Source organism: Pedobacter kyungheensis (assembly GCF_000812965.1).
In the GTDB taxonomy this organism is placed as follows: Bacteria; Bacteroidota; Bacteroidia; order Sphingobacteriales; family Sphingobacteriaceae; genus Pedobacter; species Pedobacter kyungheensis.
The window spans coordinates 66853-80663 of the sequence record NZ_JSYN01000010.1; the positions used below are offsets into that span (position 1 = coordinate 66853).

Annotated in this window: 8 protein-coding genes; 2 read left to right on the forward strand and 6 right to left on the reverse strand. The window is 40.3% G+C overall.

All coding sequences use genetic code 11. The annotated features are described in order from the left end of the window. Positions 1-88 precede the first annotated feature (88 nt). Together OC25_RS09900 and OC25_RS09905 are read left to right on the forward strand one after the other, a co-directional pair. Positions 89-988: a nucleotidyltransferase family protein gene (locus OC25_RS09900; RefSeq protein ID WP_039475130.1), complete on the forward strand. Its 900-nt coding sequence runs from the start codon at positions 89-91 to the stop codon at positions 986-988. Next, complete coding sequence (locus OC25_RS09905) at positions 979-2055, forward strand: phosphotransferase enzyme family protein (RefSeq protein WP_039475133.1); 1077 nt, start codon at positions 979-981, stop codon at positions 2053-2055. The genes OC25_RS09900 and OC25_RS09905 overlap by 10 nt, the downstream gene beginning before the upstream one ends. A 412-nt stretch (positions 2056-2467) precedes the next feature. Here the strand turns inward: OC25_RS09905 and dnaK are convergent, their stop codons facing one another. The 6 genes from dnaK to OC25_RS09935 form a co-directional block, all read right to left on the reverse strand. Then, positions 2468-4375, reverse strand: a complete 1908-nt coding sequence (gene dnaK / locus OC25_RS09910) for a molecular chaperone DnaK (protein ID WP_039475136.1) — start codon at positions 4373-4375, stop codon at positions 2468-2470. 361 nt (positions 4376-4736) lie between these two features. Continuing rightward, entirely contained in the window at positions 4737-6377 is a 1641-nt protein-coding gene (gene pafA / locus OC25_RS09915) for an alkaline phosphatase PafA (RefSeq protein WP_039475428.1), read from the reverse strand. A 63-nt stretch (positions 6378-6440) separates the two neighbouring features. Then, positions 6441-7691 (reverse strand): ComEC/Rec2 family competence protein, encoded by a 1251-nt coding sequence (locus tag OC25_RS09920; protein ID WP_156131443.1) that lies wholly within the window; start codon positions 7689-7691, stop codon positions 6441-6443. A gap of 5 nt (positions 7692-7696) precedes the next feature. Next, complete coding sequence (locus tag OC25_RS09925) at positions 7697-9019, reverse strand: RagB/SusD family nutrient uptake outer membrane protein (RefSeq protein WP_052266104.1); 1323 nt, start codon at positions 9017-9019, stop codon at positions 7697-7699. 91 nt (positions 9020-9110) lie between these two features. Continuing rightward, a complete protein-coding gene (locus tag OC25_RS09930; protein WP_167335381.1) occupies positions 9111-12503 on the reverse strand; it encodes a TonB-dependent receptor in 3393 nt (1130 codons plus the stop codon). 173 nt (positions 12504-12676) lie between these two features. Further along, complete coding sequence (locus OC25_RS09935) at positions 12677-13798, reverse strand: FecR family protein (RefSeq protein ID WP_052266106.1); 1122 nt, start codon at positions 13796-13798, stop codon at positions 12677-12679. Between the last annotated feature and the right edge of the window lie 13 nt (positions 13799-13811).

Genomic DNA, 13811 nt, shown 5'->3' on the forward strand with positions numbered 1-13811 from the left:
ACATTCAAATTGCTATTTTCGCACCATGAGCTGTGCAGGATTTTAATGCTAATCACCTTTATCCCTAAAATAAATTAACAATAAATAGATGAAACCCACCCTATTAATATTGGCTGCTGGTATGGCAAGCCGCTACGGAAGTATGAAACAGATTGATGGCTTTGGTCCGAACGGCGAAACCATTATTGATTACTCTATTTATGATGCAATTAATGCTGGTTTTGGCAAAATTGTATTCATCATTAAAGAAGAGTTTGTAACGGAGTTTAAAGCTATTTTCGAACCAAAACTTGCCGGAAGAATTGAAACGGATTATGTTTTTCAAAACTTCGATTTAAAACAGTTTGGTATTGAAGAAGAAATTTACAGAGAAAAACCATGGGGTACCGCACACGCCATCCTTTCGGGTAGAAATGTAATTAAAGAACCTTTCTGTGTAATCAATGCTGATGACTTTTATGGTTATGATGCTTTCAAAAAAATGGTTGATTTCTTAACTACCGAAGTTACCGATAGCAACTACTCTATTATCGGTTATCAGGTAGGCAATACACTTTCTGAGTTTGGCGCAGTTTCGCGTGGGGTTTGTAAAGTAGATGCTGCCGGCAATTTAGAAGAAATTGTAGAGCGTACTAAAGTTTACCCTAAAGATGGCAATATCTTTTATGAAGAAGATGGCGAAGAGTTCCCGTTAAGCTTTGATACTCCTGTATCGATGAATTTCTGGGGTTTTACACCAGCTGTTTTCAAAATTACTGAAGATATGTTCAGAGAATTTGCTATGGCTAATAAAGATAAACCTAAAGCAGAGTTCTTTATCCCCTTAATTGGCGAAAACCTGGTAAAAAGAAATATCGCTACCTTTAAAGTTGTACCAACTACCAACAAATGGTTTGGCGTAACCTATAAAGAAGATAAACCTTTTGTTCAGGATTGTATTGACCAATTGGTTAAAGACGGAACATACCCTGAAAAATTATGGGACTAAATTTAGCTGACGAAGTTTTAGAAGCTTACGGATACGCTAAAGAGAATATTACGATTACACAAATAGGTACGGGTTTAATTAACCGTACTTATTTGCTTTCGCCTTTTGCTGAAGAGCATAAATACATCCTTCAGAACATCAATTCTGAGGTTTTTACTTCGCCACAAACCATTGCCAGCAACCTGCGGGCAATAGCAGATTACCTGAGTTTTGCTTACCCCGATTATCTTTTTATTAAGCCTGTTGCTACTACCGAAGGCGAAGAGATGGCTTATATCCAACACGAGTACTGGCGGATGCTTCCTTTTGTACCCAACACCATCTCTTTAGATGTTCTGGCCGACCCAAAACAAGCTTATGAGGCCGCCAAACAGTTTGGCAAACTGAGCAGGTTACTCGATAATTTTGATGCCGGTAGTCTGCAGCCAACTATCCCCGGTTTTCACGATCTGAGCTTGCGCTACGAGCAATTTAATGAGGCACTTAACCAGGCTAATGATGGCCTAAAGCATGAGGCAGCAGCACAAATTGAAAATGCGATAAACCACAGGTACATTTTAGACTACTACATTTCTTATACCCACCGGAAAGATTTCCCAAACAGGGTAATGCACCACGATACCAAAATAAGCAACGTTTTACTTGACAATGAAAGCTATGAGGGTATTTGTGTGATTGACCTGGATACCATTATGCCCGGTAAGTTTATTTCAGATCTGGGCGATATGATGCGTACTTATCTTTGCGCATATTCAGAAAACGAAACCGATTTAACCAAGATTAAAATCCGTTTGCCTTATTTTGAGGCCACGATAAAAGGCTATTTAGCCGAGATGAAAAGTATTTTAACCGAAACAGAAAAAGAGTTAATCCTATTCTCTGGTAAATATATCATTTACATGCAGGCTTTACGCTTTTTAACCGACTTCTTAAACGGCAATAAATACTACCCTACCGATTACCCCACCCAAAACCTCGATCGGGCTAAAAACCAGTTTAAATTGCTTTACGAAATCGCCATAAACGAGAAGGAACTGCAGAATATTATAGAAGATAATTTGGTTTAGATATTATTCGTCACCCTGAATTTATTTCAGGGTCTTAATTGTTGAAAAGATGCTGAAATAAATCCGATAGCTATCGGATCAGCATGACGATAGCAACATATAAACCTCCGCTATTCAAACCATCCCCAAAAGCATTACCCTCTCTTTCCTAAACCCGACAGCAGCGACAGCCCCGATTTTTTTATGAGGGCTATAGCGAATGGCGGGGCTACATTTTCCGAAAAGTACAGAACCGTTCGTTTTCATATTATTTTGAACCTTATAAGACATTTTAAATACTTTTCCAAACCTCGCAGGTTTTTAAAACCTGCGAGGTTTATTGATCTAAAACAAAAAAGCGTTTCTGAAATAATCAGAAACGCTTTTTTATTGTAATTCAATTGAAAACTGTCAATTGAAAACTGATAATTTATTATTTCTTATCGTCTTCTTTCACTTCTTCAAAGTCAACATCAGTAACGTTATCGCCACCCTGAGCTTGTCCGTCAGCTTGTGGTTGTTCACCACCCTGAGGCTGCTCACCAGCTTTGTACATTTCTTCAGATGCTACGTTCCATGCAGCTTGTAATTCAGCCGAAGCTGCATCGATATCTGCAAAGTTACGTGAACCGTGTGCTGCTTTTAATTTCTCTAAACCAGCTTCGATAGGTGCTTTTTTATCAGCAGATAATTTATCACCAAACTCTTTTAACTGTTTCTCAGTCGAGAAAATTAAAGCATCAGCTCCGTTAATTTTATCAGCTTCTTCTTTTTGCTTAGCATCATCTGCAGCATTAGCTTCAGCTTCTTCTTTCATTTTTTTGATCTCAGCATCAGTTAAACCTGAAGAAGCTTCGATACGGATTTTTTGCTCTTTACCAGTAGCTTTATCTTTAGCACTTACGTGTAAAATACCATTAGCATCAATATCGAAAGATACTTCTACCTGAGGCACACCACGAGGTGCTGGTGGAATACCATCTAAAATGAAACGGCCAATTGTACGGTTCTGAGCTGCCATTGGACGCTCACCTTGTAAAATGTGGATTTCTACTGAAGGCTGGTTATCAGCTGCAGTTGAGAAAGTTTCTGATTTTTTAGTTGGGATAGTTGTGTTCGACTCGATTAATTTAGTCATTACACCACCCATAGTTTCGATACCTAATGATAAAGGAGTAACGTCTAATAACAATACATCTTTCACATCGCCGGTTAATACACCACCTTGAATTGCAGCACCAATAGCTACTACCTCATCAGGGTTAACACCTTTGCTTGGCTCTTTACCGAAGAAAGCTTTAACTGCTTCCTGAATTGCAGGAATACGGGTAGAACCACCTACTAAGATAATTTCGTCGATATCGCTTGTGCTTAAACCAGCGTTTTTCAATGCAGATTTACAAGGATCGATAGTACGTTTAATTAAGCTATCAGCCAATTGCTCAAATTTAGCACGTGATAAAGTACGTACTAAGTGCTTAGGGCCACTAGCGTCAGCAGTAATGTATGGTAAGTTAATTTCAGTTGAAGTGGTGCTCGATAACTCGATTTTAGCTTTCTCAGCAGCTTCTTTTAAACGTTGTAACGCCATTGGATCTTTAGAAAGGTCCATGCTGTTTTCTGATTTAAACTCTTCAGTTAACCAGTCGATAATGATGTGGTCAAAGTCATCACCACCTAAGTGTGTATCACCGTCAGTAGATTTTACTTCAAAAACGCCATCACCCAATTCCAATACAGAAACGTCATGTGTACCACCACCGCAGTCAAACACAACAATTTTCATGTCTTTGTGTGCTTTATCTAAACCATAAGCTAAAGCAGCTGCAGTTGGCTCGTTAATGATACGTTTTACAGATAAACCTGCAATTTCGCCAGCTTCTTTTGTAGCCTGACGTTGTGCATCGTTAAAATAAGCAGGTACAGTAATTACCGCTTCAGTAACTTCCTGACCTAAGAAATCCTCAGCAGTTTTTTTCATTTTCTGCAAAATCATTGCAGAAATCTCCTGTGGAGTGTATTTTCTGTCGTCGATTTCAACACGTGGAGTGTTGTTATCGCCTTTTACTACTTTATAAGGTACACGTCCAGCTTCTTTCGCACTTTCGTCGTAGCTGTTACCCATAAAGCGTTTAATCGAATATATCGTTTTGGTTGGGTTGGTTATAGCCTGACGTTTAGCAGGCTCGCCAACTTTACGCTCACCGTTTTCTGCAAAAGCAACAATAGACGGTGTAGTACGTTTACCCTCACTGTTTGCGATAACTACAGGCTCGTTGCCCTCCATTACGCTCACGCAAGAGTTTGTTGTTCCTAAGTCTATTCCAATAATTTTTCCCATTGTATTTTTATTTTCTCTTTTTAAAAGTATTATAATTTCTACTCCTATTAAACAATGCTTGTGCCAATTGGTTTTTGGCAGATAATATGGACAAAAGACTGATAAAATGTAAAAAATAACCAGACTTCATACTGACAGCATGACAGAAAAGACATAAGGAAGACCAAAGCAGAAAGACTAAAGACTAAAGGAGAAAAGGCTAAGGGTAAAAGACTAAAAACAGAAAGACTAAAGTGAGTGACCTGGGCTAATGGGTTTTGAAAATGAAAATTGGAGCCTTGGGGGGAACACAAAACGAAACAAATCAGTTTTTAGGCTGCTTGTTTCGTTTTTTTTTATTTTACCCCTGTTAATCAAACGGTTACTTATTGGTGATCTCTGAAATAGGTTCGCCAACTGTTCCGTTTGGGGTTTGGATGTGTAACAGTGCGGCCAGGGTTGGCGCAATATCTGTCATGTAGTGCATACGGTTTGTAGTGCCCCGCTTAATGCCCCAGCCCATAAACACCAAAGGAATATGCGCATCGTAAGGGTTCCAGGTGCCATGTGAGGTTCCGGTGTTGCCACCGTTAAACCAGTTTGGTTGTAAAACGTAATAAATATCGCCGCTCCGGCGTGCATTATAGCCGTTGGTGATCATTTTTTTCTGGATTTCCTGAAGGGTAGACTGCGATATTTTGGCCATATCAACCGCATTCTGGAAACCATCCAATCTTTTTAAGTATTCAACAGATGCGGCTTTGATGATGTCAAAGCTAATGCTCGCTTTATCGGTTTTGCCGTGATCGAAGATAATCTGATTATTCTGCGATTTTAAAACCACATTGTTAAGCTTAAATTTGTCATTCAGATAAGTATTTAATTTATTCGCAATGTCGCGGTCGTTTACTGTTCCGGCCGGTAACCTGTTCTCCTGCATAAAGCCGGGTACATGCGCTGCACCATGATCGGCCGTTAAAAACACCATGTAATTCGCTTTGCCAACTTTTTCATCAAGGTAATTGAAAAATGCTTCCAGATCTTTATCCAGCCTTAAATAAGTATCTTCTATTTCTATTGAATTTGGTCCATATAAATGACCAACATGATCGGTAGAAGAACAGCTTACCGCTAAGAAATCAGTGATATTATCCTGCCCCAGATGCTCCGAAGCAATAGCCCGTTTGGCCAGATCTAAGGTAAGGGTATTGCCATAAGGTGTACTTCTGATGGCGTCGAAATTTTTATCGATATTTTGAGTCAATTGGTGCGGAAAGGTACTTTGTTTACCTTCATAGGCTTTCTCATCTGCGGTACTGTTTACGTAGGTATTGATGGGGTACAAAGTTTCCCAGTTTTTTGCATAAAACCTGTTGGCGAGTTTCAATTTATTGTAATCGGCTATCCAGGCAGGCACTTCTTTCATGTAATAAGTACTGGTAATCCAGTTTCCGCTACTTGCCTGGTACCAGTAAGCCGCGTTTGCAGCATGACCGGCAGGAAGAATCGATCCCCGGTCTTTTAAAGAAATCCCGATTACTTTAGCCCTGAAATTGGTGGCCAGCCTCAGTTCGTCGGTAATGGTGGTGGTTAACATGTTTCTGGTCGACATGTTTCCTTCTGAAGATGGTGTACTGCCCACGGTTGATACAGTAGAATCTTCTGTACAGTATACATTCTTTTTGGTTTCAGGATCGTACCAGTCGTTACCGATAATACCGTGCACTGCAGGAACCGAACCTGTGTAGATGCAGGTATGACCACAGGCCGTGTAAGTCGGGGTATATGGGATAAATGTATTTTCAACTGAAAAACCATCGTTGATCAATCTTTTAAAACCACCCTGAGTGTAACGGTTATAATAACGGTACAGGTAATCCCAGCGCATTTGATCCACTACCAGGCCAACCACTAATTTAGGGCGGGCCACTTCAGCAGAATATGTGTTGGGCGCATTTTTGGTCTGGGCAAATGCGGATGAAAATATAGAAATGGAAAGAATTAAACAGAAAATTTTCTTCATTGGAATGGACGGTTTAAATAAAGGCATAGCGTTAAGCATCGCTAAAAACATTCGAAAGGTTACTTATTTGGTTAAATAAGGGCCAAAAGTTTTAACTACTTCTAATTTTTCTTTGTTTTCATCTAAAACAAAAATTTGATAGGCATTTCCCTGATTGGTTACCCTTATCACTACATGTCCGTGAAGGCTTTTAAATTTTTTCGTTATCCAGGCGCCAAGGTAAGCCTGGGTTTCTTGCTGCATGTGGGTATTGAAAACAGCAATACTATCATCCCGGGTATTTTTTTCAACAAGCCGAAATGCCAAATCCTGGCCTGGTTGATCTGAGCACCAGCTCTGCTGAACTACAACATCGGGGGATAATGACTTTATAAAAGCATCATTGTTGGCATCTCTGTTGCCATGATGATTAAGCGACATTGCTGTGATTTTACCTACGGCTTTGGCTATCGCTGGCTCAACATTTTTGCGCCCGGGAAATGCTTCACCTTCGTAACCGGTATTATCACCTCCTGTATAAAAACTAAATTTGCCGTACGTAATTTTAATGGCATTGCTTAATGGATTTTCATTAAAATCATTTTTTGGCATAGAAGCATCAGGGAAACACTGAAAAGTTTTTTCGTCTTCTCCACTCCAAACATTATTATTGGATTTGATATTCCTGACAACAAAACCTGGAAATGCTTTGGCATTAAACAATAAACAAATCTGCTTGCTACTTCCGGCCTGTAAAGCTTCATGTGTTAAACCATTTTTTATGCGGTGACCGATAAATTTAAGGTAGTTTGAAAAAGTAGGATTATTGCTGTAATACGTTCTTAAATCTACAGGATAATCAAGCCCCCTGTCTAACAATTTACTGATGGGCAGCTCTTCGTCAACATCGGTTAAACCAGATAGTTGGTAAGCTTTGTTAGTGGCTTCGATGCTATTGCGGTTAATCTGTCCGTAATGATCTTCATGATAATGGGTAATCAAAGCATAATCGATACCGGCTTTCCGGTTCCCGGGCATTACCTGTTTAATGTATGAACTGATCCATTGTCCGGGTCTTTTGCTCCGGCCGGGCAAAATCGGGGTAGACTTTAGCGGAAAGAATTTTGTATCAAATAGGTTTTTATTTAGGTCGCCTGCATCTACAAGCATGGTGGTTCCGTCGGGAAAAACCATAAAGCTGGCATTACCTGCTCCGGTTTCAATAAAATGGATATCCCAAAAGCCTTCTTTCCAGGCAGGTAAGGAGCCCTGTGCATGAGCTTGGTTCTGCAAAAGTGCAGAACCAAGCAGCAATATTAAAAATCGCTTTAACATTAACATTAATTTTGTTTAATGGATGGATCGGTATTGATCTGAGATTGAGGAATCGGCAGTTTAAGATTTTTTTCAGTAATACTGATTGGAATATTCTGCGCAGTAAACCATGCATTCATGGTACTGACAGCATTTCCATTCTTCAGTAAATCAAACCACCTGTCGGCTTCACCTACCAGTTCAAGTCTTCTTTCCTGTTCGATTGCCGCTGAGAGTGCAGCTTTGGTTATTGCAGTTGTATTTAATAAACCTGCGCGGTTGCGCACCATATTTAAAGGATCTGCAACAGCCAAGATATTATCCAGCTTATTCTCTATTTCTGCTTTCATCAACAAAACATCGGCATACCGCAGCACCACAAAATCGCTTCCGCCATCAACTATATTGACAGGCCTTTTCAATTTATTATTAAAAGGTATTCCGTTAGCGGTAATACCAACATAAACTGTTTTCCGTTTATCGCTGCTGCTATACAGATTATACAGTTCTTTAGTAGGGAGGTTATGTCCTTTTGCACCATCTACGGTACCCGACGGACTAAATTGCTGGTACATTACACTCCCTTCCGTATTTCCATTAATACCCGAAGCAAACTGTACAGAAAAAATAATTTCTTTATTATTCTCGTTATTCAGGTCAAATAATGTTTCGATAGGTACTAAGCCGTGTACATTTGATGCAATAACGGCATCTACCTGTTCTTTGGCCAGCCTATAATTGCCCTGGGTAAGGTAAACTTTTCCGAGCAGTGTTTGGGCGGCCGTTTTAATTACCCTACCCGGCTGAGTAGCGGCCACCGGCAAATTGTCGATTGCATCCTTGAGGTCGGTAATAATCTGTTGATACACCTCGTCTACAGGCGTACGTCCTTTTCCAAAGTATTGGTTGGGATTGGTTGTTTCGGCAGTGGCCAAAGGCACATCTCCGTACAAACGTATTAAATTGAAATAAACCAATGCGCGGATAAATTCTACCTCCCCTTTCCGGGCATTTCTGGTTGTTGCGCTTGCATATGGAATGTTATTTATTCTATTGATCACCACATTGGCCCGTTGTATGGTAACATAACTGTCAGACCAGTTTTTTTCTAAAATATCGTTTGTTGAGATGGTTTTGAACTGATCCAGATCCCCAAATATGCCGCTATCATTAGCTGGCACTTCATCAAAACTATTGTCCGAAGGGATTTCGGCCAATGCAGGCAGGTAAAGCCCATAAAGACCGGTAGATTGTAAGCTGGCATAAACTGAGTTTACATACTCTTCTGTTTCCTTTTCGTTGGTTAAAAAATTGTTGATTACTTTTTCTGTGATGGGTTCCTGATCCAATTGTTTTGAACAAGAGCAAATCCCTATTAAACTACAGCATAGCATGATTATCTGTAGCCTTCTTTTATTCTCTAATAGCATGTTCCTATGGTTAAAAAGTAATGTTGCAGCCCAATATATAAGTACGTGCAACAGGATAATTGTTATTGTTTTCGCCGCTTGACAAAATGGATTCTGGAGAACCCTCCGGATTAAAGCCCCTAAAATTATTGAGTGTGATAAGGTTATTCCCACTAATATAAATTTTGGCGCTGGTGATACCTACCTTCTTCAATGCGTTATCAGAAAATGTATAACCTAGCTGTGCGTCTCTCAAGCGTATATAGTCACCATTTTTATAAAAAACATCCGAAGTTCTGGTTGATCTTCTTGCTGGCGAAAAATTGCCATAATTTGCCTCTGCCAGTGTTCCATTGGGGTTATTCACCGGATCGAAGGCATTTTGATAATAATATTTGCTCGGCAGGGTAAAACCCTCTCCGGATTCTTCGCGGGTGGCCAGCTGGAAAGCATAAATGGTACGCCCTGAAATGGCTGCAATAGAGAAACCTAAGTTGAAATTTTTCCAGGTGAAATTATTGGTCAGGCCATACGAAAATTTTGGAAAATAACTGCCCATGGGCTTCCAGTCGCTTTGGTTAATAACGCCATCTCCATTGGTATCTTCTACAATATAATCGCCCAGTAAAGTTCCGGGTAATTTAGGCAGGCTGTTCAGTTCTTGCTGGCTTTTGAAAACGCCGGTTACATGGTATCCATAAATTTCAGCCAAAGGTTCGCCAACTTTGGTAATGATATTTGCAGAACTTCCGGATATAATCTGAACCTGGCCAGGTGCTAACGCCAGTACCTTGTTTTTATTGTAAGAAAGGTTGCCGCTAATATTCCAGTTCACATCGCCCAGTTTAACATTATTGGCGCTAATACTTAATTCGAAACCGTTGTTGCGCATTTTACCGATATTCTGCAGGGAGGTTTTAAAACCACTTTGATACGGGATAGGCACATTGAGCAGTAAATCTTTCGTCTCGGTATTATAATATTCGGCGGTAAGGTTTATTTTCTTAAGTATTTCGAGGTCTAAACCAAGGTTGTAAGAAGTTTTTGTTTCCCATGACAGATCGGGGTTGGCAGTGGTAGATGCAGAAAAACCCGGTGCAAGCGCATTGCCAAAAACATAGTTTGACGATGGTCCGCCAGTAACCAACGACATGGAGCCGTAATTACCGATCTGATTATTACCCGATTTACCCCAGGTAGCCCTTAGCTTACCAAAAGAGATGAAAGCATCTTGTGGGAAAAAGTCTTCTTTGCTAAATATCCATCCCGTAGTGATAGATGGGAAAGTACCCCATTGTTTATTTAAACCAAAGCGCGAAGAACCATCGGTACGGAAAGTAAGGGATGCAATATATTTTTGATCGTACATGTATTGCAGTCGCGCAAAATAGGAAATCTGCGCCCAACGGTACTTTCCTGAAGCCGGATCAAGCGTAAAAGCACTTGCCCCGGTAATATTCTGTAGGTTATCGTCAGCAATGTTGGCACCGTTGATGATGGTAGTTGAACCATTTTCTTTCTGAAAAGTGTAACCCGCAAGCAGATTAAAATCGTGCTTACCCAAAACTTTAGCATAGTTTAAAGTATGCTCTATCAGGTAGTTCAGTGTCGATCCATCGGTTTCTTTTGCGCTAGCCAATTTACCGGCAACAGCTGTACGGTAAGCACCAACATCAGACGGGTTATAATAATTGAAATACCTGCCGGAATAATCACCGCCAAGGGATAATTTATAGGTAAGGTCTTTAAAAATTTTATAACTGATAAAGGTATTACCAAAAATGCGGGTATAGGCCCGGTTATTTTTAACCTTAAGCAGTGTAGCTACAGGGTTTTCGATTAAAGCCCCATCCTCTGCCCTATTCGCAATAATCTGCTCACTAATGGCCAGGCTACCATCATTATTGTAAGGTTTAAAAAAGGGGTACATGGCAGCCGCAGCACCTAGCGGATCGTTAAAATCGCCGGTATTATCAAATACTTTTTGTTCGTTATAAGATGGATTAAGGCTAAACCCAAAATCGAGCTTATCTGAAATTTTTGAATTCACCTTAAAATTACCGCTATAGCGTTTCAATCCATTGTTGATTACCAACCCCTGCTGATCGAGGTAATTTGCCGATGCATAATAGTTGGTTTTGGCATTCCCACCAGAGAAAGAAAGGTTATAACTTTGCATAGGTGCATCTCTAAAAATCTCATCAAGCCAGTTGGTATTTGTTAAACCTGGGGTACCATTTAAATAAGGATCTAAATAGTTCAACCTTAATTCCCTTATCGATGCCCCTTTGGCTAACCTGGTAGCCCGATCATCATTTATACTTCTATTACCTGGATCTTTAGATACATAACCATTATCGCGGGCGCTGGTTAAAAACCTTGCTGTTTCGTATGCATCGGTATATTCTACCTTATCGGCCCTTTGCTGAATTCCGGTGTAAACATCCAATGATATTTTGGTCTGTTCGTTCTTTCCTTTTTTTGTTGTAATCAGGATTACCCCATTAGCGGCCCTCGATCCATAAATTGCTGCCGAGGCAGCATCCTTTAAGATATCCATACTTTCGATATCGTTAGGGTTAATGCTATTGAGCGAGCTTCCTTCGCTTAACGGGAAACCATCTACCACAATTAGCGGATTAGTGCCTGCTGTTAGTGTACCAATTCCCCTGATCACAATTTTAGGGTCAGCACCTGGTTGTGCCGAAATATCGTTAATCACTACACCTGCCGATTTACCAGAAAGCTGCTGGGCAAAATTGCTGCCTGCATAGGTTCCCAACTGTTCGCCTTTTACACTACTCAAAGAGCCCGTAACAAATTTCTTTTGCTGCGTACCATAGCCCACAACTACAACTTCCTTTAAACCAGCGGCATCGGCCACCAGATTAACAACAATACTGCTTTGTCCTTTTAGTGCAAACTCCTGGGGCTGATAACCGATGTACGATATGAGCAAAACGGCATCATCTGCTACTTGTTTCAATACAAAATCGCCATTGGGATCTGATACGGTTCCCTTATCGGTTCCTTTGATTTTTATTGATGCACCAGGGAGCGGTTGTTTCGTTTCATCTAAAACTTTTCCGGTTACATCTATTAATTTCTGCTTTTCGGCACGGGGCGAAGGAAGCTCCTTTGCCTTAATGATTACGGTGCTGTCTACAATTTTATAGGCAAGTGGCTGGTTAAACATGCATTTTTGCAAAGCTTCCTCTACCGGTGCATTTGTAACAGAAAAACTTACCGGCTTAGCATGATCAAGCGTTTTGTTGTTGTACAGCAGGTTATAACCGCTCTGTTTTTTAATTTGGTTAAGCACCAGTTCTATTGGGGCATCCTTAACAGAAATGGTAACCTGTGCTAAACTTGATGCATTTACCTGCATCAGTCCAATGATGAGGAAGAAGCAGACGAACTTCATTATTTTAATTAATTTAATGGGCATGGAGCATGGAAAACTGCCCAAGCTTTTATTGGTAAATTTCATACATTTGGTTTGTTGGATTTGATTTAAATTGACTTAGATTGATCTGGACAAACAGCCGGGGGCGGTCGCAACGCTTCCCGGTTATTTTCTATCCTTTTTAGAAAATATTATGGCATAAGCGTTACCCTCCTCCCTTCAAGCTTAAATTTTATGGTTTCGGTTTGCGCCAGCATTTCGAGTACTTTTGCTGCATTTTCGTATTTTGATATGGTTCCTGTAAATTCCATCCCTTCAAAATCGCCCTGATAGATAATTTCGAGGTCGTACCATCGGGCAATCTGCCGCATTACACTACGGATATCTTCTTTTACAAAAACAAAATTTCCATTTTTCCAGGCCATCGCACTTTGTGCATCTACACTTTTTAGGCCGATCTGATTTAAACCGGGATGCACCGTGCCTTGCTCACCAGGTTTCAGGTAAGCATGGTTTGTTTTATTGCTCAACTCCACAGCACCTTCAATCAAAGTGGTTTTAATTTCGGGTTCATCTGCATAAGCCTTTATGTTAAAATGGGTACCCAGCACTTTAACCAGGGCATCGTTTCCGGAGGTTGAAGTTGAAACGACATTTACCAGAAAAGGCTGTTGTTTGTTCTTTGCCACTTCAAAATAAGCTTCGCCCTTTAAAACAACCGAGCGGTTGTTCTGACCATTAAATGAAACAGGAAAGGTTAGCGATGAGGATGCGTTTAACCAAACGCCTGTTCCATCGGCGAGGATCACATGAAACTGGATTCCATTAGGCGTAATGATAGAACTTAAACGGTTATCCCGATTGCCTGTTGAATCCACGTAACTGATCAGACCTTTTCGTTCCGCTCCCAAAACCATTTCCTGCCCATTGGCAAATTTTAAAACAGCATGATGTTTTACTGCATTAATCTGTGGATTAACACCGTTTTGCTTAGATAAAAACCGGTCAGCTGCATTACTGCTCAAACGGTACTGGTTAAAAATAAGACCCGCTGAAACAACAATCAAAATTGAGGCGGCGGCTAATATCCGCGTATATAACTTTCTGGTATGGGTATTTGTCTGCGTTTTCAAACGCTGTTTAAATTTTTCATATAGTTCTTCCTCAAGTCCGTCTTTAGCTGAAGCGGGAACTGAATCACCATGATCAAAATTCAGCGACTGAAACCATTCTTCCAATTTATCGGATTCTTCCCTGGTTAAGGTTCCCTTTTCGTAACCGTCTATTAAATGCTTGAGTACTGCAGATTCCATGTATTATGCTATA

Bases quoted from the DNA above. Each gene is read 5' to 3' on its own strand.
- OC25_RS09900 (WP_039475130.1), top strand. From the start codon at position 89: ATGAAACCCACCCTATTAATATTGGCTGCTGGTATGGCAAGCCGCTAC.
- OC25_RS09905 (WP_039475133.1), top strand. From the start codon at position 979: ATGGGACTAAATTTAGCTGACGAAGTTTTAGAAGCTTACGGATACGCT.
- dnaK (WP_039475136.1), bottom strand. From the start codon at position 4,375: ATGGGAAAAATTATTGGAATAGACTTAGGAACAACAAACTCTTGCGTG.
- pafA (WP_039475428.1), bottom strand. From the start codon at position 6,377: ATGAAGAAAATTTTCTGTTTAATTCTTTCCATTTCTATATTTTCATCC.
- OC25_RS09920 (WP_156131443.1), bottom strand. From the start codon at position 7,691: ATGTTAAAGCGATTTTTAATATTGCTGCTTGGTTCTGCACTTTTGCAG.
- OC25_RS09930 (WP_167335381.1), bottom strand. From the start codon at position 12,503: ATGAAGTTCGTCTGCTTCTTCCTCATCATTGGACTGATGCAGGTAAAT.
- OC25_RS09935 (WP_052266106.1), bottom strand. From the start codon at position 13,798: ATGGAATCTGCAGTACTCAAGCATTTAATAGACGGTTACGAAAAGGGA.